The sequence below is a fragment of the Pseudomonas putida genome, assembly GCF_022627325.1.
Classification (GTDB): Bacteria; Pseudomonadota; Gammaproteobacteria; order Pseudomonadales; family Pseudomonadaceae; genus Aquipseudomonas; species Aquipseudomonas putida_X.
The window spans coordinates 380,802-406,875 of sequence record NZ_JAETZZ010000004.1; the positions used below are offsets into that span (position 1 = coordinate 380,802).

Annotated in this window: 23 protein-coding genes; 22 read left to right on the forward strand and 1 reads right to left on the reverse strand. The window is 61.5% G+C overall.

The genetic code is table 11. From position 1 onward, the window contains the following. Nucleotides 1-46: 46 nt before the first annotated feature. The 14 genes from bamA (at nucleotide 47) to ispD (ending at nucleotide 17,620) form a co-directional block, all read left to right on the forward strand. Nucleotides 47-2,401: an outer membrane protein assembly factor BamA gene (bamA, locus tag JNA92_RS09375; protein ID WP_241804416.1), complete on the forward strand. Its 2,355-nt coding sequence runs from the start codon at nucleotides 47-49 to the stop codon at nucleotides 2,399-2,401. A 44-nt stretch (nucleotides 2,402-2,445) separates the two neighbouring features. Further along, nucleotides 2,446-2,949 (forward strand): OmpH family outer membrane protein, encoded by a 504-nt coding sequence (locus JNA92_RS09380; protein WP_241804417.1) that lies wholly within the window; start codon nucleotides 2,446-2,448, stop codon nucleotides 2,947-2,949. 1 nt (nucleotide 2,950) lies between these two features. Further along, complete coding sequence (gene lpxD, locus JNA92_RS09385; RefSeq protein ID WP_241804418.1) at nucleotides 2,951-4,006, forward strand: UDP-3-O-(3-hydroxymyristoyl)glucosamine N-acyltransferase; 1,056 nt, start codon at nucleotides 2,951-2,953, stop codon at nucleotides 4,004-4,006. A gap of 113 nt (nucleotides 4,007-4,119) precedes the next feature. Continuing rightward, entirely contained in the window at nucleotides 4,120-4,560 is a 441-nt protein-coding gene (gene fabZ / locus JNA92_RS09390) for a 3-hydroxyacyl-ACP dehydratase FabZ (RefSeq protein ID WP_012315891.1), read from the forward strand. Then, nucleotides 4,557-5,333 (forward strand): acyl-ACP--UDP-N-acetylglucosamine O-acyltransferase, encoded by a 777-nt coding sequence (lpxA, locus tag JNA92_RS09395; RefSeq protein WP_241804419.1) that lies wholly within the window; start codon nucleotides 4,557-4,559, stop codon nucleotides 5,331-5,333. The genes fabZ and lpxA overlap by 4 nt, the downstream gene beginning before the upstream one ends. A 1-nt stretch (nucleotide 5,334) precedes the next feature. Next, complete coding sequence (lpxB, locus tag JNA92_RS09400; RefSeq protein ID WP_241804420.1) at nucleotides 5,335-6,462, forward strand: lipid-A-disaccharide synthase; 1,128 nt, start codon at nucleotides 5,335-5,337, stop codon at nucleotides 6,460-6,462. 1 nt (nucleotide 6,463) lies between these two features. Continuing rightward, a complete protein-coding gene (rnhB, locus tag JNA92_RS09405; RefSeq protein ID WP_241804421.1) occupies nucleotides 6,464-7,087 on the forward strand; it encodes a ribonuclease HII in 624 nt (207 codons plus the stop codon). 89 nt (nucleotides 7,088-7,176) lie between these two features. Continuing rightward, entirely contained in the window at nucleotides 7,177-10,701 is a 3,525-nt protein-coding gene (gene dnaE, locus JNA92_RS09410) for a DNA polymerase III subunit alpha (protein ID WP_241804422.1), read from the forward strand. 105 nt (nucleotides 10,702-10,806) lie between these two features. Further along, nucleotides 10,807-11,754 (forward strand): acetyl-CoA carboxylase carboxyl transferase subunit alpha, encoded by a 948-nt coding sequence (accA, locus tag JNA92_RS09415; protein WP_241804423.1) that lies wholly within the window; start codon nucleotides 10,807-10,809, stop codon nucleotides 11,752-11,754. A gap of 54 nt (nucleotides 11,755-11,808) precedes the next feature. Beyond that, complete coding sequence (gene tilS / locus JNA92_RS09420; RefSeq protein ID WP_241804424.1) at nucleotides 11,809-13,089, forward strand: tRNA lysidine(34) synthetase TilS; 1,281 nt, start codon at nucleotides 11,809-11,811, stop codon at nucleotides 13,087-13,089. A gap of 269 nt (nucleotides 13,090-13,358) precedes the next feature. Next, nucleotides 13,359-14,987 (forward strand): CTP synthase, encoded by a 1,629-nt coding sequence (locus JNA92_RS09425; RefSeq protein WP_241804425.1) that lies wholly within the window; start codon nucleotides 13,359-13,361, stop codon nucleotides 14,985-14,987. 195 nt (nucleotides 14,988-15,182) lie between these two features. Then, on the forward strand, nucleotides 15,183-16,472 hold the full coding sequence (gene eno / locus JNA92_RS09430; protein WP_012315883.1) for a phosphopyruvate hydratase: 1,290 nt from the start codon (nucleotides 15,183-15,185) through the stop codon (nucleotides 16,470-16,472). Nucleotides 16,473-16,634: 162 nt separating this feature from the next. Continuing rightward, nucleotides 16,635-16,916 (forward strand): cell division protein FtsB, encoded by a 282-nt coding sequence (gene ftsB, locus JNA92_RS09435; RefSeq protein ID WP_012315882.1) that lies wholly within the window; start codon nucleotides 16,635-16,637, stop codon nucleotides 16,914-16,916. After that, nucleotides 16,913-17,620 (forward strand): 2-C-methyl-D-erythritol 4-phosphate cytidylyltransferase, encoded by a 708-nt coding sequence (ispD, locus tag JNA92_RS09440; protein WP_241804426.1) that lies wholly within the window; start codon nucleotides 16,913-16,915, stop codon nucleotides 17,618-17,620. Before ftsB ends, ispD begins: the two co-directional genes overlap by 4 nt. Nucleotides 17,621-17,656: 36 nt before the next feature. Here the strand turns inward: ispD and JNA92_RS09445 are convergent, their stop codons facing one another. After that, on the reverse strand, nucleotides 17,657-18,553 hold the full coding sequence (locus JNA92_RS09445) for a LysR substrate-binding domain-containing protein (protein WP_241804427.1): 897 nt from the start codon (nucleotides 18,551-18,553) through the stop codon (nucleotides 17,657-17,659). A gap of 107 nt (nucleotides 18,554-18,660) precedes the next feature. Here JNA92_RS09445 and JNA92_RS09450 point away from each other — a divergent pair, with 107 nt between their 5' ends. The 8 genes from JNA92_RS09450 to rpoS all read left to right on the forward strand — a co-directional run bounded on the left by JNA92_RS09450 (nucleotide 18,661) and on the right by rpoS (nucleotide 25,903). Then, nucleotides 18,661-19,773, forward strand: a complete 1,113-nt coding sequence (locus tag JNA92_RS09450) for an S-(hydroxymethyl)glutathione dehydrogenase/class III alcohol dehydrogenase (protein WP_241804428.1) — start codon at nucleotides 18,661-18,663, stop codon at nucleotides 19,771-19,773. Between the two features lie 8 nt (nucleotides 19,774-19,781). Further along, on the forward strand, nucleotides 19,782-20,636 hold the full coding sequence (gene fghA / locus JNA92_RS09455; RefSeq protein WP_241804429.1) for an S-formylglutathione hydrolase: 855 nt from the start codon (nucleotides 19,782-19,784) through the stop codon (nucleotides 20,634-20,636). Nucleotides 20,637-20,801: 165 nt separating this feature from the next. Next, complete coding sequence (ispF, locus tag JNA92_RS09460) at nucleotides 20,802-21,275, forward strand: 2-C-methyl-D-erythritol 2,4-cyclodiphosphate synthase (protein ID WP_241804430.1); 474 nt, start codon at nucleotides 20,802-20,804, stop codon at nucleotides 21,273-21,275. Then, nucleotides 21,272-22,330, forward strand: coding sequence for a tRNA pseudouridine(13) synthase TruD (gene truD / locus JNA92_RS09465; RefSeq protein WP_241804431.1), 1,059 nt, complete (start codon nucleotides 21,272-21,274; stop codon nucleotides 22,328-22,330). Before ispF ends, truD begins: the two co-directional genes overlap by 4 nt. Continuing rightward, entirely contained in the window at nucleotides 22,318-23,067 is a 750-nt protein-coding gene (gene surE / locus JNA92_RS09470) for a 5'/3'-nucleotidase SurE (RefSeq protein WP_012315875.1), read from the forward strand. The genes truD and surE overlap by 13 nt, the downstream gene beginning before the upstream one ends. A 38-nt stretch (nucleotides 23,068-23,105) precedes the next feature. Then, nucleotides 23,106-23,744 (forward strand): protein-L-isoaspartate(D-aspartate) O-methyltransferase, encoded by a 639-nt coding sequence (locus JNA92_RS09475; protein WP_161872020.1) that lies wholly within the window; start codon nucleotides 23,106-23,108, stop codon nucleotides 23,742-23,744. 185 nt (nucleotides 23,745-23,929) lie between these two features. Next, the gene (locus JNA92_RS09480) at nucleotides 23,930-24,787 is read left to right on the forward strand and encodes a peptidoglycan DD-metalloendopeptidase family protein (RefSeq protein WP_241804441.1); all 858 of its coding nucleotides are present in this window, start codon (nucleotides 23,930-23,932) and stop codon (nucleotides 24,785-24,787) included. A gap of 108 nt (nucleotides 24,788-24,895) precedes the next feature. Continuing rightward, on the forward strand, nucleotides 24,896-25,903 hold the full coding sequence (gene rpoS / locus JNA92_RS09485) for an RNA polymerase sigma factor RpoS (protein WP_241804432.1): 1,008 nt from the start codon (nucleotides 24,896-24,898) through the stop codon (nucleotides 25,901-25,903). Nucleotides 25,904-26,074: the final 171 nt, after the last annotated feature.

Genomic DNA, 26,074 nt, shown 5'->3' on the forward strand with positions numbered 1-26,074 from the left:
CCAATTGCGGCAGGTTGTTTATTGCCAGTTGGAATAAAAGGACTTCATGAAACGTCTGCTGCTAACTGCGGTCCTCTCCGCATTGATGATCGCTGAAGTTCACGCCGAGTCCTTCACCATCTCCGATATTCGTGTCAACGGCCTGCAGCGGGTATCCGCCGGCAGCGTTTTCGGTGCCTTGCCCCTGAACGTGGGCGATCAGGCCGATGACCGGCGCCTGGTGGAGTCGACCCGGTCGCTGTTCAAGACCGGCTTCTTCCAGGACATTCAGCTGAACCGCGACGGCGATGTCCTGATCATCAACGTGGTCGAGCGCCCGTCGGTGTCGAGCATCGAGATCGAAGGCAACAAGGCGATCAGCACCGAAGACCTGATGAAGGGCCTGAAACAGTCGGGCCTGGCCGAAGGCGAGATTTTCCAGCGTGCCACCCTCGAAGGTGTGCGTAACGAGCTGCAGCGCCAGTACGTGGCCCAGGGCCGCTACTCGGCCGAGGTCGACGCCGAGGTGGTGCCGCAGCCGCGCAACCGGGTTGCCCTGAAGATCAAGATCAACGAAGGCACCGTCGCTGCCATCCAGCACATCAACGTCGTTGGCAACACCGTGTTCGACGATGACGAGCTGTCGCAGCTGTTCGAACTCAAGACCACCAACTGGCTGTCGTTCTTCAAGAACGACGACAAGTACGCCCGCGAAAAGCTTTCCGGTGACCTGGAGCGCCTGCGTTCCTACTACCTGGACCGCGGCTACATCAACATGGACATCGCTTCCACCCAGGTGTCGATCACCCCGGACAAGAAGCACGTCTATATCACCGTCAACGTCAACGAAGGCGAGAAGTACACCGTTCGTGACGTGAAGCTGTCGGGTGATCTGAAGGTGCCGGAAGATCAGGTCAAGTCGCTGCTGCTGGTGCAGCCGGGCCAGGTGTTCTCGCGCAAGGTGATGACCACCACGTCCGAGCTGATCACCCGCCGCCTGGGTAACGAAGGCTACACGTTCGCCAACGTCAACGGCGTGCCACAGCCCAATGACGAAGACCACACCGTCGACATCATGTTCGTGGTCGACCCGGGCAAGCGTGCCTACGTCAACCGCATCAACTACCGCGGCAACACCAAGACCGAAGACGAAGTGCTGCGCCGCGAAATGCGCCAGATGGAAGGCGGCTGGGCTTCGACCTACCTGATCGACCAGTCCAAGACCCGTCTGGAGCGCCTGGGCTTCTTCAAGGAAGTCAACGTCGAGACCCCGCCAGTGCCGGGTACCGACGATCAGGTCGACGTCAACTACAGCGTCGAAGAGCAGGCGTCCGGCTCGATCACTGCCAGCGTGGGCTTCGCCCAGAGCGCCGGCCTGATCCTGGGCGGTTCGATCAGCCAGACCAACTTCCTCGGTACGGGTAACAAAGTTTCCATCGGTTTGACCCGTTCGGAATACCAGACCCGCTACAACTTCGGTTTCGTTGATCCCTACTTCACTGCTGACGGCGTGAGCCTGGGTTACAACGCGTTCTATCGCAGCACCGACTACGACGACCTCGACGTTGACGTGGCCAGCTATGCGGTCGACAGCCTGGGTGCCGGTGTGAGCCTGGGCTACCCGATCAGCGAAACCTCGCGCCTGACCTACGGCCTCAGCGTGCAGCAGGACAAGATCAAGACCGGTCGCTATACCGTTGACGAGATCTTCGACTTCCTCGATGAAGAGGGTGATAACTTCCTGAACTTCAAGGCGTCAATCGGCTGGTCCGAGTCGACCCTGAACAAAGGCGTGCTGGCGACCCGTGGTCACTCCCAGAGCCTGACCCTGGAATCGACCATTCCAGGCAGTGATCTGTCGTTCTACAAGCTTGATTACCGCGGCCAGCTGTTCAAGCCGATCAACAACGAGTACACCCTGCGTCTGCACACCGAATTGGGCTATGGTGATGGTTTCGGTGGCACTTCGGGCCTGCCGTTCTACGAGAACTACTATGCGGGTGGCTTCAACTCCGTTCGCGGTTTCAAGGACAGCAGCCTGGGTCCACGTAGTACGCCCAGTAGAGGTCCAGATAATAGGCCAGGCACTGAGCTTGACCCGGATCAAGACCCGCTGCCGTTCGGTGGCAACGTCCTGGTGCAGGGTGGCGTAGAGCTGCTGTTCCCGCTGCCGTTCGTGAAGGACCAGCGCTCGCTGCGCACCTCCGTGTTCTGGGATGTGGGTAACGTGTTCGACACCAATTGCGGTTCCAAACCTGACTGCGCCAAGGTCGGTTTCTCGGACATGGCCAGCTCCGTTGGTTTGGGTGTGACCTGGATCACCGCATTGGGCCCGTTGAGCTTCAGCCTGGCGATGCCGGTCAAGAAGCCGGACGATGCCGACACCCAGGTGTTCCAATTCTCTCTGGGCCAGACCTTCTAAGGTCGGCCCTTGCTTAACGACAACGGTTTATCCAGGAGTGCATCGTGCGTAAGTTGACTCAACTGGCCATACTGGCCGCGGCGCTGGTCGCCACCCCGGCTTTCGCCGAAATGAAGGTTGCCGTGCTGAACTATCAGATGGCGTTGCTTGAATCCGATGCCGCCAAGAAGTACGCGGTGGATGCCGAGAAGAAGTTCGGCCCGCAGCTGACCAAGCTCAAGACCCTGGAAAGCAGTGCCAAAGGCATTCAGGACCGCTTGATCAAGGGCGGCGACAAGTTGGCCCAGCCAGAGCGCGAGCGCCTGGAGCTTGAGTTCAAGCAAAAGGCACGTGACTTCCAGTTCCAGTCCAAGGAGCTGAATGAAGCCAAAGCGGTCGCTGACCGCGACATGCTCAAGCAGCTCAAGCCCAAGCTCGACGGTGCTGTCGAAGAAGTGATCAAGAAAGGCGGTTACGACCTGGTCCTCGAGCGTGGCGCGGTCATTGATGTCAAGCCTCAGTACGACATCACCCGCCAAGTCATCGAGCGCATGAACCAAGCCCGTTGATATGACCGTGACCATGACGCTCGGCCAGTTGGCCGAGGCCCTCGGGGCCACTCTCAAAGGCTCCGAGGCGCTACAGATCACCGGGCTGGCCACCTTGCAGGAGGCCGGCCCCGGTCAGTTGAGCTTTCTCGCCAACAAGCAGTACCGCAAGTACCTGGATAACTGTCAGGCAGCAGCGGTATTGCTGCAGGCTGCAGATGCCGAAGGCTTCGCCGGCAATGCGCTGATCGTGGCGGACCCGTACCTGGCCTACGCGCGCATTTCCCACCTGTTCGATCCCAAACCCAAGGCTGTAGCGGGAATTCATCCCAGCGCCGTGGTCGCCGAGGATGCACAGGTGGATGCCAGTGCCAGCATCGGGCCGTTCGTGGTCATCGAGAGCGGCGCACGCATTGGCGCGAACGTCAGTATCGGTGCGCATTGCGTGATCGGTGCCCGTTGTGTGGTCGGTGAGGGTGGCTGGTTGGCACCTCGCGTCACGCTGTATCACGACGTGACCATTGGCAAGCGCGTGGTCATCCAGTCTGGTGCGGTGATCGGTGGTGAGGGCTTCGGGTTTGCCAACGAGAAGGGCGTATGGCGCAAGATTGCCCAGATCGGCGGTGTCACCCTGGGTGATGACGTCGAAATCGGCGTGAACACCGCGGTGGACAGGGGCGCATTGTCCGACACGCGGATCGCTGACGGCGTCAAGCTCGACAACCAGATCCAGATCGCCCACAACGTGCAGATCGGTGAGCACACGGCCATGGCTGCCTGCGTCGGGATTTCCGGCAGCACGCGCATTGGCAAGCACTGCACCATCGCTGGCGGCGTCGGCATGGTGGGGCACATCGATGTGTGCGACAACGTATTCGTTTCCGGGATGACCATGGTCACTCGTTCGATCACCGAACCGGGTGCCTATTCTTCCGGTACTGCCATGCAGCCACTGGCTGACTGGCGCAAGAGCGCTGCGCGTATCCGCCAACTGGATGACATGTCCAAACGTCTCCAGCAGCTGGAAAAACGTGTCGATACCGTGACCTCAGGTGGCCAGCCGACATCAGAAGGCTGATACCATTTCCTGAGCAAGAGTGAACAGTCGCTAGCTGGCTCCTCTTTGGATTGCAAAAGGAGCGTGTGGTCAGCACCTGCGCTCCCTATTCTTATTACAGGCTTCCCCCCGAAATGATGGACATCAACGAGATTCGCGAATACCTGCCTCACCGTTACCCGTTCCTGTTGGTGGATCGTGTAACGGATCTGGACTTCGAGGCCCAGAGCATTCGTGCCTACAAGAATGTCAGCATCAATGAGCCGTTCTTCAACGGGCATTTCCCGGAGCACCCGGTAATGCCAGGCGTGCTGATCATCGAAGCCATGGCACAGGCTGCAGGCATTCTCGGTTTCAAGATGCTCGATGCCAAGCCGGCCGACGGCACGCTCTATTACTTCGTTGGTTCCGACAAGCTGCGTTTCCGTCAGCCCGTCCTGCCGGGCGACCAGTTGGTGCTTGAGGCCAAGTTCATCGGCCGTAAGAAGACCATCTGGAAGTTCGAGTGCCGGGCTCTGGTCGATGGCAAGCCAGTGTGCTCGGCTGAGATCACCTGTGCGGAACGTGAGCTATGAATTCGATTGATCCACGGGCGATCATCGATCCGTCGGCCAAACTGGCCGATGGCGTCGAGGTCGGCCCGTGGTCGATCGTTGGCCCTGATGTTGAAATCGGGGAGGGTACCGTCATTGGTCCTCACGTGGTGCTCAAAGGTCCGACCCGGATCGGCAAGCACAATCGCATCTACCAGTTTTCCTCGATCGGCGAAGACACCCCGGACCTGAAGTACAAAGGTGAACCGACGCGTCTGGTGATCGGTGATCACAACGTGATTCGCGAGGGTGTGACCATTCACCGTGGCACGGTTCAGGATCGCGCTGAAACCACGCTGGGTGACCACAACCTGATCATGGCCTACGCCCACATCGGCCATGACAGTGTGATCGGAAACCATTGCATCCTGGTCAACAACACTGCGTTGGCCGGGCATGTGCATGTGGGTGACTGGGCGATCCTCTCCGGGTTCACCCTGGTGCACCAGTACTGCCACATCGGCGCGCATGCCTTCTCCGGCATGGGCACGGCGATCGGCAAAGACGTTCCGGCATACGTCACGGTATTCGGCAGCCCCGCCGAAGCCCGCAGCATGAACTTCGAAGGCATGCGCCGCCGCGGTTTCAGCGACGAGGTCATCCATGCCCTGCGTCGTTCCTACAAGATCGTCTACCGCCAGGGCCTGACCGTTGAAGAAGCGGTCAAGGAGCTGGATGAGCTGGCAGGCAAACACCCAGAGGTCGACTTGTTCCGTCAGTCGATCGTGAACTCTGCTCGCGGCATTACCCGCTGACATGGCGCAACTTTGCGTAGCCTTGGTCGCGGGTGAGGCCAGCGGCGATATTCTGGGTTCCGGTCTGATGCGCGCCTTGAAGGCGCGTCATCCCCAGGTGCGTTTCATCGGCGTTGGCGGTCCGCTGATGGAAGCCGAAGGCATGCAGTCGTATTTCCCGATGGAGCGTCTGGCGGTCATGGGCCTGGTCGAGGTGCTGGGGCGCCTGCGCGAGCTGCTCAAGCGGCGCAAGGCACTGATCCAGACCCTCATCGCTGAAAAGCCGGATGTGTTCATTGGCATCGATGCACCTGATTTCACCCTCAATATCGAATTGAAGCTGCGCCAGGCCGGTATCAAGACCGTGCATTACGTCAGCCCTTCGGTCTGGGCATGGCGGCAGAAGCGCGTGCTGAAGATTCGTGAAGGTTGCGATCTGATGCTGACGCTGCTGCCCTTCGAAGCACGCTTCTATGAAGAGCAGGGGGTGCCGGTAAGGTTCGTCGGCCATCCCTTGGCCGATACCATACCGTTGGCTGCGGATCGGCAGGCTGCACGCGGGGCGCTGGGGCTCGATGCAGGGCCGGTGGTTGCCCTGATGCCTGGTAGCCGTGGCGGGGAAGTCGGGCGCCTGGGGGCGTTGTTCCTGGATGCGGCGCAGCGCCTGCGCGAGCTGATACCCGGCGTGCAGTTTGTATTGCCGTGCGCCAATGGCGCGCGGCGCGCACAGCTCGAACAGATGCTGGAAGGTCGCGATTTGCCTTTGACGCTGCTCGATGGCCAGTCGCATCAGGCTCTCGCTGCCTGTGATGCGGTGCTGATCGCCTCGGGTACCGCCACCCTGGAGGCCATGCTGTACAAACGGCCCATGGTCGTTGCTTATCGCCTCGCGCCATTGACCTACTGGATTCTCAAGCGTCTGGTGAAAAGCCCCTATGTGTCTTTGCCCAACTTGCTCGCCCAGCGCGAGTTGGTGCCAGAGTTGCTGCAGGATGCCGCCACCAGCGAGGCCCTGGCGCAAACCCTGGCCCCCCTGGTGGCCGATGGCAGGCAGCAGACCGAGCGCTTCGACGAGATTCACCGCACCCTGCGCCGCGACGCCTCCAACCAGGCGGCCGACGCGGTGCTGGCTTTGCTCAAGGACCGCTGACATGCAGATAGGACTGGATTTCAACCTGGTCGAGGACCTGGTTGCCGGCGTCGACGAAGTCGGGCGCGGCCCGCTGTGCGGCGCCGTTGTCACAGCCGCGGTGATTCTTGACCCGGCGCGGCCGATCCTCGGCCTCAACGATTCGAAAAAACTCACCGAAGCCAAGCGCGAAGCGCTGTTCGACGAGATCTGTGCGAAAGCCCTGAGTTTTTGCATTGCCCGCGCCGAAGTGGAGGAAATCGACCGCCTCAATATTCTGCAAGCGACCATGCTGGCCATGCAGCGTGCGGTCGAAGGCCTGAGCGTTACTCCCAAGCTCGCTCTGATCGACGGTAACCGCTGCCCCAAACTGTCGGTGCCGGCTGCTCCGGTCATCAAGGGCGATAGCCAAGTGCCGGCCATCGCTGCAGCGTCGATCCTGGCCAAAGTGACCCGCGATCGCGAGATGAGCGCGTTCGAGCTGATTTATCCGGGGTACGGTATTGGCGGGCACAAGGGCTACCCGACGCCGGTACATCTGCAAGCCCTGGCCCGCCTCGGGCCCACCCCCATCCATCGGCGTTCCTTTGCGCCGGTACGGGCCGCTTGGGAAGCCCGTGAAGGCATTACCGATTCTCTGATCTAGCCTGTTGGGGGCGCCTTGAGTCCCCAACCCCCCCTCGCTTTTACGCTACAATCCCGCCTTTGTCGTTCAGCACTGCTACAGGATCTTCCATGTCGGTTCCCTTCGTTCACCTGCGCGTCCATTCCGAATTCTCGCTGGTCGACGGCCTGGTGCGGATCAAACCGCTGGCCAAGGCGCTGGCCGGGATGAACATGCCCGCGGTGGCGATCACCGACCAGAGCAACATGTGTGCGCTGGTGAAGTTCTACAAGACCGCCATGGGCGCGGGCATCAAGCCGATCTGCGGTGCTGACCTGTGGCTGGCCGGTGCCGACCCTGAAGCGCCGCTGTCGCGTATCTGCTTCCTGGCGATGAACCCCAAGGGTTACCGCAACCTTACCGAGCTGATCTCCCGAGGCTGGACTGACGGCCAACGCAATGGCCTGGTGATTCTTCAGCGTGAATGGGTCGCCTCGGCCAGCGAAGGCCTGATTGCCCTGTCTGCTGGCAAGGAGGGCGATATCGGCATGGCGCTGATGGCCGGCCGTGCCACTGAGGCCGAGGTGCTGCTACACGACTGGATGGGCATGTTCCCCGAGCGTTTTTACGTCGAGGTGCAGCGCACCAATCGTGCCGGTGACGAAGAGTACGTGCACGCTGCCGTGGCGCTGGCCGACAAGGTCGGCGCGCCGCTGGTGGCCACCAATGATGTGCGCTTTATCAAGCAATCGGACTTCGACGCCCACGAAAGCCGCGTGTGCATCGGTGAAGGCTGGACCCTGGACGACCCGCGTCGCCCGCGCATGTACAGCGACCAGCAGTACCTCAAAAGCGCGGATGAAATGGCCGAGCTGTTCAGCGACCTGCCCGACGCCATCGCCAACACCGTCGAGATCGCCAAGCGCTGCAACATACAGGTACAGCTGGGCAAGTACTTCCTGCCGGATTTCCCCACGCCCAATGGCATGGGGATCGACGACTACTTGCGCCATGTCTCGCACGAAGGCCTGGAGGAGCGCCTGGCAGTGCTCTGGCCCAAGGAGACCACGCCCAATTACGAAGAGAAGCGCCAGGTTTATCTGGACCGCCTGAAATTCGAACTGGACATCATCATCCAGATGGGTTTCCCGGGTTACTTCCTGATCGTTATGGACTTCATCAAGTGGGCCAAGAACAACGGCGTGCCGGTAGGCCCTGGCCGTGGTTCGGGTGCCGGCTCGCTGGTGGCCTACGTACTGAAGATCACCGACCTCGATCCTCTGGCCTATGACCTGCTGTTCGAACGTTTCCTGAACCCTGAACGTGTTTCCATGCCCGACTTCGACGTCGACTTCTGCATGGATGGCCGGGACCGGGTGATCGACTACGTGGCCGACGCCTACGGGCGCAACGCGGTCAGCCAGATCATCACCTTCGGGACCATGGCCGCCAAGGCGGTGGTACGCGACGTGGCGCGGGTGCAGGGTAAGTCCTATGGCCTGGCTGACCGTCTGTCGAAGATGATCCCGTTCGAAGTGGGCATGACCCTGGAGAAGGCCTACGAGCAGGAAGAGATCCTGCGCGACTTCCTCAAGGGCGACGAAGACGCCCGCGAAATCTGGGAAATGGCGCTCAAGCTCGAAGGTGTCACCCGTGGTACCGGCAAGCACGCCGGTGGTGTGGTCATCGCCCCGACCAAGCTCACCGATTTTTCGCCGATCGCCTGTGACGAAGAGGGCGGCGGCCTGGTTACCCAGTTCGACAAGGACGATGTCGAGGCCGCCGGCCTGGTCAAGTTCGACTTCCTTGGCCTGCGTACCCTGACCATCATCAAGTGGGCCATGGAGACGATCAACCGCGAGCAGGCCAAGAACAACCTGCCCGACGTCAACATCGACTTCATCCCGCTGGACGATCGCAAGACCTACGAGTTGCTGCAGAAGGCCGAAACCACGGCGGTGTTCCAGCTCGAGTCGCGGGGCATGAAAGAGCTGATCAAAAAGCTCAAGCCTGACTGCCTGGAAGACCTTATCGCACTGGTGGCGTTGTTCCGCCCAGGCCCCCTGCAATCGGGCATGGTGGACGACTTCATCAACCGCAAGCACGGCCGCGCCGAACTCGCCTACCCACACGCGGACTACCAGTACGAAGGCCTCAAGCCTGTTCTTGCGCCGACCTACGGCATCATCCTGTATCAGGAGCAGGTGATGCAGATTGCGCAGGTCATGGCGGGGTACACCCTGGGCGGCGCCGACATGCTGCGCCGCGCCATGGGTAAGAAAAAGCCTGAAGAAATGGCCAAGCAGCGCGGCGGTTTCATCGAGGGTTGTGTGGCCAACAACATCGATGCAGACCTTGCCGGCAACATCTTCGACCTGGTGGAAAAGTTTGCCGGTTACGGCTTCAACAAGTCCCACTCGGCGGCCTACGGCCTGGTGTCTTACCAGACCGCCTGGCTCAAGACTCATTACCCGGCGCCGTTCATGGCCGCGGTGTTGTCAGCGGACATGCACAACACCGACAAGGTGGTGGTGCTGATCGAAGAAGTGCGCAGCATGAAGCTGCGCCTCGACGCCCCGGACGTGAATGCCTCGGAGTTCAAGTTCACGGTCAATGACGACGGCCGCATCATCTATGGCCTTGGCGCTATCAAAGGCGTGGGTGAAGGCCCGGTGGAGGCGATTGTCGAGGCACGCGCCCAGGGTGGCCCGTTCAAGGATCTGTTCGACTTCTGTGAGCGGGTCGACCTCAAGCGGGTGAACAAACGTACACTCGATGCGCTGATCCGCAGTGGCGCCCTGGATCGGCTGGGCCCGCACTTCCATGATGAGATCAAGGCGTACCACGCCAGTATCGACATCAATCGCGCGACCTTGCTGTCGGCCCTCGAGGAGGCGATCAAGGCGGCAGAGCAGACCGCACGCACCGCTGATAGCGGCCACGTGGACCTGTTCGGTGGGCTGTTCGTCGAGGCGGACTCCGATGTCTACGCCAACCACCGCAAGGTGCGTGAACTGACGCTCAAGGAGCGCCTGAAGGGCGAGAAGGATACTCTTGGCGTGTACCTCACCGGCCACCCGATCGATGAATATGAAGGGGAAATCCGCCGGTTCGCCCGCCAGCGCATCATCGACCTGAAACCCTCCCGCGAAACGCAGACTATCGCCGGGATGATAATTGCGATGCGGGTGATGAAGAACAAGAAGGGCGACAAGATGGGGTTTGTCACCCTCGATGACCGCTCCGGGCGCATCGAAGCCTCATTGTTCGCCGATGCCTTCATGGGGGCTCAGGCGTTGTTGCAGAACGATGCCATGGTCGTGGTCGAGGGTGAGGTCAGCAACGACGACTTCTCCGGTGGCCTGCGCCTGCGCGTCAAGCAGGTGATGACCATGGAGGATGCCCGTACCAAGCTTGCCGAGAGCCTGCGGCTGAAGATCACCCACGAAGCCCTCAAGGGCGATCGCCTGAACTGGCTGGGCGAGCTGATCACCCGCCATCGCGGTGGTTGCCCGATCACCCTCGAGTACACCGGCAGCGACGCCAAGGCGATGCTGCAGTTCGGCGACCAGTGGTCGATCGACCCGGCCGATGGCTTGATTCAGGCGCTGCGTGACCAGTTCGGGCGTGAGAACGTCTTCCTGCAATATCGTTGAACCGACGAAATTTAATCTCGACCTGAATGCGCCTGATCCCTTAAGGTAGGGCGCCAAACGGATCAACCGGCCGGCCGCCTGGCCGTAGACCCAAGACGGATGACTATGAACCCGAATTTTCTCGATTTCGAACAGCCGATTGCCGACCTGCAAGCCAAGATCGAAGGGCTGCGTTTGGTGGGTAACGACAACTCGCTGAACATCAGCGATGAAATTGCCCGTCTGCAAGACAAGAGCAACACTCTGACCGAAAGCATCTTCGGCAACCTGACCAGCTGGCAGATCGCCCGCCTGGCCCGTCACCCGCGTCGTCCGTACACACTGGACTACCTGGAGCACATCTTCACCGAGTTCGAAGAGCTGCACGGTGACCGTCACTTCTCCGACGATGCCGCCATCGTCGGTGGTACCGCGCGCCTGGATGGCCGGCCGGTCATGGTCATCGGCCACCAGAAGGGCCGTGAAGTGCGCGAAAAGGTTCGCCGCAACTTCGGCATGCCGCGCCCTGAAGGCTACCGCAAGGCTTGCCGCCTGATGGAAATGGCCGAGCGCTTCAAGATGCCGATCCTGACCTTCATCGACACCCCGGGTGCATACCCAGGCATCGACGCAGAAGAACGCAACCAGAGCGAAGCGATCGCCTGGAACCTGCGTGTCATGGCACGGCTGAAGACGCCGATCATCGCCACCGTCATCGGTGAAGGTGGTTCCGGCGGTGCACTGGCCATCGGTGTGTGCGACCAGCTGAACATGCTGCAGTACTCCACGTACTCGGTGATCTCGCCGGAGGGTTGCGCCTCGATCCTGTGGAAAACCGCCGACAAGGCCGCCGACGCTGCCGAGGCCATGGGCATCACCGCCGAGCGCCTGAAAAGCCTGAACATCGTCGACAAGGTCATCGAGGAACCGCTGGGCGGTGCCCACCGTGACCCGGCGCAGATGTCCGAAAGCATTCGCGCTGACCTGGTTCAGCAGCTGGACATGCTCGGCAAGCTCGATAACGACACGCTGCTGGCCCGTCGTTATGAGCGCCTGATGAGCTACGGCCTCTGATGCACCACTGGGGGCGCCAAGCGCCCCCACGCTTTCAAGCCGCGTGAGGCGCCAATGATCAACCTCACCCCTTGGCTCAATGCCCCTGCCTGGTACATCGCTTTCTCCGGTGGCCTCGACTCCACGGTCCTTCTGCACTGGCTGGCCGACTACGCCAGCATCCATGCAACGCCTCCGCTGCATGCCATCCACATCCACCACGGCCTGCAACCCGCTGGCGATGCCTGGCCAAGCCATTGCACCGCAGTGTGCGAGCGGCTCGGGATCGAACTCACCGTCATCCACGTTCAGGTCGCTGCCGAGGCGAGCCTGGAGCAGGCTGCGCGCGATGCTCGGTATGCGGCATTCCAGACCGTTCTTGGCGCGGGCGACGTTCTTTTCACGGGGCAGCACTGTGATGACCAGGCCGAAACCTTGCTGTTCCGGCTTGTGCGTGGTGCCGGCCTGCGTGGCCTGGCGGCGATGCCGCAACAGCGTCCGTTGGGGCGCGGCCACCTGGTCAGGCCGCTGCTCAACGTTTCTCGCGCGCAGTTGCACGCGTATGCACAAAGCCATGGGCTGATCTGGGCCGAAGACCCATCCAACGCAGACAGGGCCTTTGCCCGCAATTTCTTGCGCGCTGAAGTGTTCCCGCTACTGCAGCAGCGTTGGCCGCAGGCCAGCCAGGCCCTGGCTCGCACCGCCGGGCACTTGGGGGAGGCGCTCGGGCTGCTCGATGAACTGGCCCAGGCTGACCTGGCCCTGGCCCAGGAGGGCGCGCCGGCCATGTGGTCTGCGGTGGACTCCCTTGACCTAGCGAGCCTGGCGGCGCTGTCGCCGGCCCGTCAGCGCAACGCCCTGCAGTATTGGTTGAGCTTGCGCACCCGTTTGCCCGACACCCGGCATTGGGCCGGGTGGGCGGCTCTGCGTGATGCGGCAGTCGATGCCCAACCTGCCTGGCAGCTGACCGATGGCAAACTCGAGCGCAGCCACGGACGGATCTGGTGGTTGTCTGGCGACTGGCTGCAGCCTGTGTGCGGAACGCTGCGCTGGGACAAGCCCGGTAGCCCGTTGCTGTTGCCTGGGAACGGCAGCGTCAGCCTGCAGGGCGCCCCGGAAGGCGATTTGCGCATCGCCTATCGCCAGGGCGGGGAAGTGCTGGACATACCAGGCCGTGGCAAGCGCGACCTCAAGCGCCTGCTCAACGAATCGCACGTCCCGCACTTCGTGCGACCGCGCCTGCCATTGCTGTATCGTGGCGAGCGCTTGCTGGCAGTGGCCAATCTGCCGCGACTGGCGCAGGCCGATTGCCAGCTTCACTGGCAGCCTCCGACGAACGCGCAAGGTTTGAGCTGAAGGGTACATTCCGGTAGACTACCCTCCCTTCTTGATACAACTTCTGTGCGTTCCTCGGAAACACGGCAGTTGCCGATTACCACGCAGTTTTTTGCTGGGCTGATTCTGGAAATGACGAGCGAACTCCATGCCGGGGATGACCCTGGTCTGTACAGGCGCGGCAGTTTTTCGAGATGCACTGTGATTGACGCAGGTGATCGGGGGCTTCGGCCTTCCTTCGCTTTCTCCGGCGGCGCTGGCCGCCTTAACGCAGACTTCTAGGGTTTTTCATGACGCGCTACATATTCGTCACGGGCGGTGTTGTTTCTTCATTGGGGAAAGGCATTGCCTCGGCTTCCCTGGCGGCCATCCTGGAAGCGCGGGGGCTAAAGGTCACCATGCTCAAGCTGGATCCGTACATCAACGTCGATCCTGGCACCATGAGTCCGTTCCAGCACGGTGAAGTATTCGTCACCCACGACGGCGCCGAGACCGACCTCGACCTGGGCCACTACGAGCGGTTCATCCGCACGACCATGACCCAGAACAACAACTTCACCACCGGCCGCATCTACGAGCACGTGCTGCGCAAAGAGCGTCGTGGTGATTACCTTGGCGCGACCATCCAGGTCATCCCGCATATCACCGACGAGATCAAGCGCCGCATCATCAAGGGCGCCGGCGATGCCGATGTGGCCCTGGTGGAAATCGGTGGCACCGTGGGCGACATCGAGTCGCAACCGTTCCTCGAGGCGATCCGCCAGTTGCGTTTCGAAGTCGGCGCCAAGCGCGCGATGCTGATGCACCTGACGCTGGTGCCGTACATCGCCACCGCTGGTGAGACCAAGACCAAGCCGACTCAGCACTCGGTCAAGGAGCTGCGCTCCATCGGCCTGCAGCCTGATGTACTGGTCTGCCGCTCCGACCACCCGATCGACAGCTCGTCGCGCCGCAAGATCGCCCAGTTCACCAACGTTGAAGAGCGTGCGGTGATTGCCCTTGAAGACGCCGACACCATCTACAAGATCCCAGGCATTCTGCATGCCCAGGGCCTGGACGATTTCGTCGTCGAGCGCTTCGGCCTGCAGTGCAGCAGCGCCGACCTGTCCGAGTGGGACAAGGTAGTCGACGCCAAGCTCAACCCTGAGCACGAAGTGACCATCGCCATGGTCGGCAAATACATGGAGCTGCTGGACGCGTACAAGTCGCTGATCGAAGCGATGAGCCACGCCGGCATCACCAACCGCACCAAGGTCAACCTGCGCTACATCGATTCCGAAGATATCGAGAACCAGGGCACCAGCCTGCTCGAAGGCGCAGACGCCATCCTGGTACCGGGCGGTTTCGGCCTGCGTGGCGTGGAAGGCAAGATCACCGCGGTGCAGTATGCCCGTGAGAACAAGGTGCCGTACCTGGGTATCTGCCTGGGCATGCAGGTTGCCGTGATCGAATTCGCCCGCAACGTGATGGGCTGGCAAGACGCCAACTCCACCGAGTTCGATCGCAACAGCGGCCACCCGGTCGTTGGCTTGATCACCGAGTGGGCCGATGCCACCGGCGCCGTCGAGACCCGTACCGAAGCCTCCGACCTGGGTGGCACCATGCGCCTGGGCGCGCAGGATTGCCAACTGGCAGCCGGCTCCAAGGTACATGACTGCTATGGCAAGGACGTGATCACCGAGCGCCATCGCCACCGCTACGAAGTGAACAACAACCTGCTGCCGCAACTGGTCGATGCCGGCCTGGTGGTCTCGGGTCGTTCCGAAGACGGTGCGCTGGTTGAAGTGGTCGAGTCCAAGGACCACCCGTGGTTCGTCGCCTGCCAGTTCCACCCGGAGTTCACCTCGACTCCGCGTGATGGCCACCCGCTGTTCAGTGGCTTCGTCAAGGCTGCCCTGGCACAGAAGAACAAGGCCTGAGCCCAGGCTTGGTGAGTTTTCCGACGGTATAAACCGCGCAACGCTCATTTCTCGGGTAAAGTACCGTCCGTTCTGCCCCTGACTCACAGGTCAGGGGCTGCTTCTGCCAGGCCTGCCTGCTGCATTTACGCCTGGTGCAAGGCAAGAATTTCCTAAAGCTGCGTTGTTTTCGTCAATTCTGGAGTGCTTACAACAATGGCAAAAATCGTCGACATCAAAGGTCGTGAAGTTCTCGATTCGCGTGGCAACCCCACCGTGGAAGCCGATGTACTGCTCGACAACGGCATCATCGGCAGCGCTTGCGCGCCGTCCGGTGCTTCCACCGGCTCGCGCGAAGCGCTGGAGCTGCGTGATGGCGACAAGAGCCGTTACATGGGCAAGGGCGTGCTGAAAGCTGTTGGCAACATCAACGGCCCGATCCGTGACCTGCTGCTGGGCAAGGACCCTTCGGACCAGAAGGCCCTGGACCGCGCCATGATCGAACTGGACGGTACCGAGAACAAGGCCAAGCTGGGCGCCAACGCCATCCTGGCGGTTTCCCTGGCTGCCGCGAAAGCTGCTGCCCAGGACCAGGACCTGCCGCTGTACGCGCACATCGCCAACCTGAACGGCACCCCAGGTCAGTACTCGATGCCGGTTCCGATGATGAACATCATCAACGGTGGCGAGCACGCCGACAACAACGTCGACATCCAGGAGTTCATGGTGCAGCCGGTTGGCGCCAAGACCTTCTCCGATGGCCTGCGCATGGGCACCGAGATCTTCCATCACCTCAAGGCTGTGCTCAAGGCCCGTGGCCTGAACACTGCAGTGGGTGACGAAGGTGGCTTCGCGCCGAACCTGGCTTCCAACGAAGACGCCCTGGGCGCTATCGCTGAAGCCGTGGAAAAAGCTGGTTACAAGCTGGGTACCGACGTGACCCTGGCCCTCGACTGCGCGGCCTCCGAATTCTACGAAGACGGCAAGTACAACCTGTCTGGCGAAGGCAAGTCGTTCGACGCCGAAGGCTTTGCCGACTACCTGAAAGGCCTCACCGAGCGCTTCCCGATCATCTCGATCGAAGACGGCCTGGATGAGTCCGATTGGGCGGGCTGGAAGATTCTCACCGACAAGATCGGCGAGAAGGTACAGCTTGTCGGTGACGACCTGTTCGTGACCAACACCAAGATCCTCAAGGAAGGCATCGAGAAGGGCATCGGTAATTCGATCCTGATCAAGTTCAACCAGATCGGTTCGCTGACCGAAACCCTGGAAGCCATCCAGATGGCCAAGGCCGCTGGCTACACCGCCGTGATCTCGCACCGCTCCGGTGAAACCGAAGACTCGACCATTGCCGACCTGGCTGTGGGTACCGCCGCTGGCCAGATCAAGACTGGCTCGCTGTGCCGTTCCGACCGCGTCTCCAAGTACAACCAGTTGCTGCGCATCGAAGAACAACTGGGCGCCAAAGCGGTTTACCGCGGTCGTGCCGAGTTTCGCGGCTAAGCAAGAGATGGTAAAAAGACAGCAACCGAAGCTGTCGGAACTTTCATACTGAAATTTCTGACACATGATGCGGGTTTCTGTCGACGAAGCCTGGCCTCGGCCAGGCTTCGTGCTATTTGAGGTCTGCCTTTTCGCGGCGGTCTTTTTAACCTGGATACCTTGATGCGCAGTCCCTATTGGTTGTTCCTTGTCCTGCTCCTGCTGCTTGGTGGCCTGCAGTACCGCCTGTGGGTGGGTAACGGCAGCCTGGCGCAAGTGGCTGAGCTCAAGCAGCAGATCGACGAGCAGCATGCCGAAAACGAGCGGCTGCTGGAGCGTAATCGCGTGCTCTATGCCGAGGTCCTGGAATTGAAAAAAGGTATGGAGACCGTTGAAGAACGGGCTCGTCACGAATTGGGGATGGTCAAAGAGGGTGAAACCCTCTTCCAGCTGCCGCAAAAATGATCGAAACCCTACCGGCCTTCTGGGCCGTGATTCCTGCTGCGGGTGTAGGTGCCCGCATGGCTGCAGACCGCCCGAAGCAGTATTTGCAATTGGGCGGGCAGACCGTTCTCGAGCATAGCCTCGACTGTTTTCTTGGCCATCCGACGCTCAAGGGCGTGGTGGTCAGCATTGCTGCGGATGATCCTTACTGGCCTGGCTTGCGCTGCGCCAGCGATCCTCGCATCCAGCGTGCGCCGGGTGGGCGTGAGCGTGCCGACTCGGTGCTCAACGCGTTGTTGCTGTTGCATGCCCAAGGTGTGCCGGACACTGACTGGGTGCTGGTGCACGATGCGGCGCGGCCAAACCTGGCACGCACCGATCTTGACCGTCTGTTGTCGCAGTTGGCGGATGACCCTGTAGGCGGGCTGCTGGCGGTGCCAGCGCGTGACACGCTAAAGCGCGCCGATGTCGATGGCCGGGTCAGTGCGACCGTGGATCGCAGTACCATCTGGCAGGCGTTCACGCCTCAGATGTTCCGCCTTGGTGCTTTGCACCGGGCGTTGGCCGAGTGCCTGGTGTCCGATGTGGTAGTCACCGATGAAGCTTCGGCCATCGAGTGGTCCGGCCAGGCGCCGCGGCTGATCGAAGGGCGCAGCGACAACATCAAGGTGACCCGCCCGGAAGACCTGGAGTGGCTGCGCCAGCGGTGGGCAGGGCGGCGTTGAGGTTACCGGGGCCGAAAAGCGGCCCCCGGCAAACTGTCAGACCGTTCGGTACTCCGGCATCCCCGCTAACCCTTCCTTGAGATAGTCCACCAGCCGCCGGACCTTGGGCGACAGGTGCCGCTGCTGCGGGTACAGCGCCCACACCGCCGTATTGGGCGGCTGATGCGCCTCCAGTAACGACACCAGCGCGCCGCTGTTGAGGTGTTCCAGCACGTAGTAATCCGGCAACTGGCACAGCCCTATCCCCAGCAAAGCGGCATCCAGCACCGCCTGGCCACTGTTGCACCGCCAGTTGCCCTGCACCCGCTGGCTGATCTCGCGTCCGTCCTGTTGCAGCGCCCACAGGTCCGAGCTGCCCACCAGGCAGTTGTGCCGGGCCAATTCCGAAAGGCTGTGCGGACGGCCGTAGCGTTCAAGGTAGGCGGGTGAAGCGCACAGATACATGCGCCGAGGCGCCAGGCGCGTCGCCACCAACCTTGAATCGGCAAGGCGCCCCAGACGAATCGCCAGGTCCATGCCTTCGTGCAGCAGGTCCAGCGTGCGGTTGCTCAACTCCACCTCGACCCGCAACTGTGGATACAGCGTCATGAAGCGGGTCACCAGCGGCACGATGAAGCGCTCGCCATAAGCCACCGCGCAGGTCATGCGCAGTAGCCCCTTGGGTTCGCTGGCCAGATCGCCTACGGCACGCAGCGCTTCTTCACGGCCATCTTGCAGGCGTTGGCAATGTTGCAGGAATGTCTGCCCGGCTTCACTCAGGGTCACGCGGCGCGTACTGCGATACAGCAGGCGCGTTTGCAGGCGCTCCTCCAGGCGGGCGATTTGCCGGCTTATATGCGACGACGATACGCCCATGCGTTCGGCTGCAGCCGTGAATTGGCCCAATTCGGCCACCGCTACGAATTCATCGATGCCCTCCCAGCGGCTGGTCATGGATTGTCCCTATACAGCAATAATGTTTTGTCTTGGTCGCGATTATTCATCAAAACAAGCTGAATTACACTGCCTGCCTGAACTGACCCTTTGTCTGGAGAACGTTGATGATCAAGTCCCGTGCCGCTGTAGCCTTCGAGGCTAAAAAACCGCTGGAAATCGTCGAGGTGGACGTAGCCATGCCCAAGGCTGGCGAAGTGCTCCTGCGCGTGGTCGCCAGCGGCGTTTGCCACACCGATGCCTATACCCTGTCGGGTGCCGACCCGGAAGGTATCTTCCCGTCGATTTTGGGCCATGAAGGTGGCGCGATCGTCGAGGCGGTAGGTGAGGGCGTCACCTCCGTGGCGGTCGGTGATCACGTGATCCCGCTGTATACCCCTGAGTGTGGTCAGTGCAAATTCTGCCGCTCGGGCAAGACCAACCTGTGCCAGGCCATACGGGCCACCCAGGGCAAAGGACTGATGCCGGACGGCACCACCCGTTTCTCGTACAAGGGCCAGCAGCTGTTCCACTACATGGGCACCTCGACCTTCTCCGAGTACACCGTGCTGCCGGAAATTTCCGTCGCCAAGATCCAGAAGGAAGCGCCGCTGGAAAAGGTCTGCCTGCTAGGTTGCGGCGTCACCACCGGCATCGGTGCGGTGCTGAACACTGCCAAGGTCAAACCCGGTGACACCGTCGCCGTCTTCGGCCTGGGCGGCATCGGCCTGTCAGCGATCATCGGTGCAGTCAAGGCCAAGGCCTCGCGCATCATCGCCATCGACATCAACCCAGCCAAGTTCGAGATCGCTCGCCAACTGGGTGCCACCGACTGCATCAACCCGAAAGAGTACGATCGCCCGATCCAGGAAGTGATCGTCGACCTTACCGATGGTGGCGTGGACTTTTCGTTCGAATGTATCGGCAACGTGCAACTGATGCGCGCGGCCCTGGAATGCTGCCACAAGGGTTGGGGTGAGTCGGTGATCATCGGTGTCGCCGGCGCCGGCCAGGAAATCGCCACTCGCCCGTTCCAGTTGGTGACCGGTCGCGTCTGGCGCGGGTCTGCTTTCGGTGGCGTACGCGGCCGTACCGAACTGCCAAGCTACGTGGAAATGGCCGAGAAGGGCGAGATTCCGCTGGATACCTTCATCACCCATACCATGGGCCTGGAGGATATCAACAAGGCGTTCGACCTGATGCATGAAGGCAAGAGCATCCGCAGCGTGATCCACTTCTGAGGTGAGCCATGAGCCTGGATAACATCTCCTGCCAGAAAAGCTTCGGCGGCTGGCACAAGCGTTACCGGCATCACTCCAAGGTGCTGGGTTGCGACATGGTGTTCGCCGTTTACCTGCCGCCGCAGGCCGAACAGGGCGAAAAGCTGCCCGTGCTGTACTGGCTCAGCGGCCTGACGTGCACCGACGAGAACTTCATGCAGAAGGCCGGCGCCCAGCGCCTGGCCGCCGAGCTTGGCCTGATCATCGTCGCGCCCGATACCAGCCCGCGTGGCGAGCAGGTGCCAGGCGACCCTGACGGTGCCTGGGACTTCGGCCTGGGCGCCGGCTTTTACCTCAACGCCACCCAGCAGCCTTGGGCGCAGCACTACCGCATGCACGATTATGTGGTCAAGGAGCTGCCAGAGCTGATCGAAGCGCACTTCCCGGCCTCGGATCAGCGCAGCATCAGTGGCCACTCCATGGGTGGGCACGGCGCGCTGGTCTGCGCCCTGCGCAACCCGGGGCGCTATCGCTCGGTGTCGGCATTTTCACCGATCAGCAATCCGATGGATTGCCCTTGGGGTGAAAAGGCGTTCAGCCGTTACCTAGGGGAAGACCGGACGCGCTGGCGTGAGTGGGATGCCAGTGTGCTGCTTGCCGAGACGCCAGCGGGCCAATGCCCGCCATTGCTGGTCGATCAAGGCGATCGTGACGACTTCCTGGCCACGCAGCTCAAGCCTGAAGCGTTGGAGCAGGCGGCCCGCAAAGGGGGGCATGCCTTGGACCTGCGGCTGCAACCTGGCTATGACCATAGCTATTACTTCATCGCCAGCTTCATCGATGAGCATCTGCGCCATCACGCCGTGGCACTGGGGCGGGGGTAGGGGGGCAAGCTGCAAGCTTCAAGCTTCAAGCTTCAAGCTGCAAGCTACGAGCTGTAAGGCAGTGCGTTGGCGCAGCGCCTGCTTTTTGCTTGCGGCTCGTAGCTTGCAGCTTGCAGCTGCAAATGCAGGTAGAATCACGCCCTGACTCAATCAGGGCGTTTTTCTATGCGTATTGGCCACGGCTACGATGTGCACCGTTTTTGCGACGGTGATTTCATTACCCTGGGTGGGGTGCGTATCCCCCACAAATACGGCCTCCTGGCCCATTCCGACGGTGACGTGCTGCTGCATGCCCTGAGCGATGCCTTGCTTGGCGCGGCGGGGCTGGGTGACATTGGCAAGCACTTCCCCGATACCGATCCCCAATTCAAGGGTGCCGACAGCCGTGCGCTGCTGCGCCATGTGGTCGGCATCGTCCAGGCCAAAGGCTGGAAAGTCGGTAATGTCGACGCCACCATCGTTGCCCAGGCGCCAAAAATGGCCCCGCATATCGAAACCATGCGGCAACGGATCGCCGAAGACCTGCAGGTCGAGCTCGACCAGGTCAACGTCAAGGCCACCACCACCGAAAAACTGGGCTTCACCGGCCGCGAGGAGGGTATTGCCGTGCACGCGGTCGCCCTGCTGCTGCCAGCATGACCGAAGTGGAACTGCTGGGCCCGCGCGCATCGGGCCAACCCCTGGGCACTGCGAGACTCAAGGCTGTGGCCGAAGATTTCCAGGTCGACGAGGTGCTGGACATCCCGCTCTCGGGCCAAGGTGAGCACCTATGGCTGTGGGTGGAGAAGCGTGACCTCAACACCGAAGAAGCTGCCCGCCGCCTGGCGCGAGCCGCAGGCGTGCCGGTGCGTTCGATCAGTTATGCCGGCCTCAAGGACCGCCAGGCCCTGACGCGCCAGTGGTTCAGCCTGCACCTGCCGGGCAAGGCAGACCCTGACCTGTCGCGTGCCGAAGATGCCACCCTGCGCGTGCTCAAACAGGTGCGCCACCAGCGCAAGCTGCAGCGCGGCGCCCATTCGGCCAATGGCTTCACACTGCGCCTCAGGGCCCTGGCGGCTGATCATGCTGCCCTCGATGCCCGCCTGCAGACGCTTAAGCAGCAGGGTGTGCCGAATTACTTCGGCGGCCAGCGTTTCGGGCATGGCGGCGGCAACGTCCAGGATGCCCAGCACTGGGCTGCCCGCAAAGCCCTGCCCGAGCAGCGCAACGTGCGTTCGCGGTTGCTCTCGGCTGCCCGCAGCTACCTGTTCAACCAGGTTCTGGCCGCCCGTGTTGCTGACGGTAGCTGGCAGCAGGCCCAGGTCGGTGATCTGCTGGCATTCACCGATAGCCGTAGTTTTTTTTCGGCGGGTGAACTGGAATGTTCAGATCCCCGCTTGGCCATTCTGGACCTGCATCCTACCGGGCCAATGTGGGGCGAAGGCCCGTCTCCTGCGGCCGGCGCGGCCTTGGCACTGGAGACGGCGATAGGCGAGCAGCATGCAGCGCTGTGCCAATGGCTGGCCAATGCAGGCATGAGTCACGAACGGCGCATCCTGCGGCTCCCTATTGGCGGCCTTACGTGGCATTATCCGGAGCCTGATAACCTGCAACTGGAATTCGTCCTTCCGGCCGGATGCTTCGCCACCGTGGTGGTGCGCGAACTCGTCGATCTGGTGCCGGCAGGGCAGACGGACAGCCCATGCGTATTCTGATTTCGAATGACGACGGTGTTACGGCACCTGGCCTCGCCGCGCTACACGGTGCGCTGGTGGATTATGCCGAGTGCGTGGTGATCGCCCCGGACCAAGACAAGAGCGGCGCCGGCAGTTCGCTGACGCTGGACAGGCCGTTGCACCCGCAAACCCTGGCCAACGGCTTCATCAGCCTCAATGGCACGCCTACCGATTGCGTGCACCTGGGGCTCAATGGCCTGTTGCCGGAAACACCGGACATGGTGGTATCGGGTATCAACCTCGGTGCCAATCTGGGTGATGACGTGATCTATTCCGGCACGGTTGCGGCCGCGCTGGAGGGGCGCTTCCTCGGCGGTACCTCGTTGGCATTTTCATTACTGTCGCGTCTGCCCGACAATCTGCCGAGCGCCGCGTTCATCGCCCGCCGCCTGGTCGAGGCGCAGTCACGCCTGGAGCTGCCGCCGCGTACGGTCCTCAATGTCAATATTCCCAACCTGCCGCTGGAACACATCCGTGGCATACAGGTTACCCGTCTCGGTCACCGGGCGCGGGCGGCGGCACCGACCAAGGTGGTCAACCCGCGTGGCAAGGAAGGTTACTGGATTGCCGTGGCCGGTGATGCCGAAGACGGTGGCCCGGGTACCGACTTCCACGCGGTGATGCAAGGTTATGTGTCGATCACCCCGCTGCAACTGGACCGCACCTTCAACGATGCTTTCGAGCAGCTTCATGGTTGGCTGGAGGGCGTGCTCTGATGCGCGAACAGGACGATCTGCAGCGCCGGGGTATCGGTATGACTTCCCAGCGTACCCGCGAGCGGCTGATCCAGCGCCTGTGCGAAGAGGGCGTATCGAATCCCAAGGTGCTCGATGCCATCCGCCGTACGCCGCGCCATCTGTTCGTCGATGAGGCCCTGGCCCATCGTGCCTACGAAGATACTGCGCTGCCGATCGGGCACAATCAGACCATCTCCCAGCCTTTCATGGTTGCACACATGAGTGAGCTGCTACTGGAGGCCGGGCCGCTGGACAAGGTGCTGGAGATCGGAACCGGGTCCGGTTACCAGACGGCCATCCTTGCCCAATTGGTGGAGCGGGTATTTTCGGTGGAGCGCATCAAGGTGTTGCAGGACCGGGCCAAAGAACGCCTGGTCGAACTGAACCTGCGCAACGTGGTGTTCCGTTGGGGGGATGGGTGCGACGGCTGGCAGGCGCTGGCTCCCTACAACGGCATCATCGTTACCGCCGTGGCGCCAGAAGTGCCACAGGCACTGCTCGACCAGCTGGCTCCCGGGGGGCGAATGGTCATCCCGGTAGGCCCTGCTGGCGAAGTCCAGCAGCTGATGCTGATCGTGCGTGAGGAGCAAGGCTTCTCCCGCCGTGTACTGGGCGCCGTGCGCTTCGTACCGCTGCTCAATGGCCCGGTGGCCTGAGCTGCAGGGAATATTTGTGCTGGCGACGAATTCTTGCCGCATTGCCCTGTCTATCTGGCGGGGCATCCCGGCTCTTCACCGAGCCTGTGGCCGAGCCTGCCAATACAGTCGCGCTCGGTTATAATTGCAACATTATTGCATTTCTTTGCGTATTTTCGATTTTCGGCACCATGAGGGGAGCGCGGGTGGGGCACACAGTCATTCGGCAGCGCAGGGATTGGTTGAGTTTCAAGCTTCTGGTGATTGCACTGGCCATGGGCGCCCTGCTGACTGGTTGCTCAAGCACCGGCTCGGGCGGCGCACGCGTGGTCGATCGCAGCAATGCGGCGCCCAAGCGGCCGACGGTGACCTCCGGGCAGTATGTGGTCAAGCCTGGCGATACGTTGTTCTCCATTGCCTTTCGCTACGGCTGGGACTACAAGGAGCTCGCAGCCCGCAATGGCATCTCTGCGCCTTACACCATCCGGCCAGGTCAGGCGATCCGCTTCAGCAGCGGCGCTACCGGCAGCACAACAGTGGTGTCCAGCCCCTCTTCTTCGAGCAAGACGACGGTCATTCGTCGGCCTGTTGGAAAACCTATCACGACCCCCGCCAGCGGCGGGAAAACGACGCCAACAACGCGAACCACGCCTACTCCGGTGGTTACCACGGTGCCCGCCGCAGAGCGCGCGGTGGGCGGTTGGACCTGGCCTGCAAATGGCGTGCTGATTGGAAAATTCGCTTCAAACGGTAGTTTGAATAAAGGCATTGATATCGCCGGTGATTTGGGACAGCCTGTTTTTGCTGCGTCTGATGGTGCGGTGGTCTACGCCGGGAGTGGCTTGCGGGGCTACGGCGAACTGATCATCATCAAGCACAGCGATACCTACGTCAGTGCCTACGGTCACAACCGCAGGCTGTTGGTTCGGGAGGGGCAGCAGGTCAAGGCAGGGCAGTCGATTGCTGAAATGGGGTCCACGGGCACTGATCGGGTGAAGCTGCATTTCGAGATTCGCCGCCAGGGCAAACCCGTCGATCCACTCCAGTTCCTGCCACGTCGTTGATTGTTGTTCCCGGCCTGTTCCTCTGAGGTAGAGGGGAGAGGCTCCAGCGATGCCAGGGATGCAGGCGCCGCTCGAGTCTGAGTTCGAACTCAGCAAAGGACTATAACAATGGCTCTCAATAAAGAAGCGCCGGAGTTTGACATCGACGATGACGTGCTCCTGATGGAGACGGGCATCGTTTTGGAAACGGATGTGGTGTCAGACGAACCTGCTGTACCGTCGGTTCGGACCAAGGCTAAATCAGGCTCTACGCTCAAGCAGCATAAATATATCGATTACAGCCGGGCGCTCGATGCCACCCAGTTGTATCTCAACGAGATTGGTTTCTCGCCTCTGCTTTCGCCGGAAGAGGAAGTGCATTTCGCGCGCTTGTCGCAGAAGGGCGATCCAGCCGGGCGCAAGCGCATGATCGAAAGCAACCTGCGCCTGGTCGTTAAAATCGCCCGCCGTTACGTGAATCGCGGCCTGTCCTTGCTTGACCTGATCGAGGAGGGCAACCTGGGGTTGATTCGAGCAGTCGAGAAGTTCGACCCAGAACGCGGTTTCCGTTTCTCGACCTACGCGACGTGGTGGATCCGCCAGACCATCGAGCGGGCGATCATGAACCAGACCCGCACCATTCGCCTGCCGATCCATGTCGTCAAGGAGCTCAACGTCTACCTGCGTGCCGCGCGGGAGTTGACCCAAAAGCTTGACCACGAGCCTTCCCCCGAAGAGATTGCCACCCTGCTGGAAAAGCCCGTTGCCGAGGTCAAGCGCATGCTTGGTCTGAACGAGCGGGTATCGTCGGTGGATGTTTCGCTCGGGCCAGATTCGGACAAGACCCTGCTCGATACACTCACCGACGATCGGCCGACCGACCCGTGCGAACTGCTGCAGGATGACGACCTGTCTCAGAGCATCGATCAGTGGCTGGGCGAGCTCACCGACAAGCAGCGCGAGGTGGTGGTACGCCGTTTTGGTCTACGGGGGCACGAGAGCAGCACCTTGGAAGATGTAGGCCTTGAAATCGGCCTTACCCGTGAGCGGGTGCGGCAAATCCAGGTAGAGGGGCTCAAGCGCCTGCGTGAGATCCTGGAGAAGAATGGCTTGTCCAGTGAGTCACTGTTCCAGTAAGCATTCAATGCCAGTATGCAAAACGCCCCGATGACCTCGGGGCGTTTTTGTTGTGCGCCAGGCATGGCGCGTTGCGCGTCAGCGCAACCCGCTTGGCTGTGGTGGCCGAGTGGGTGACTTGGAGGTGAAAGTCCTCTACACACCCGGCAAGGGGAAGTGTTAGCCAGAGGC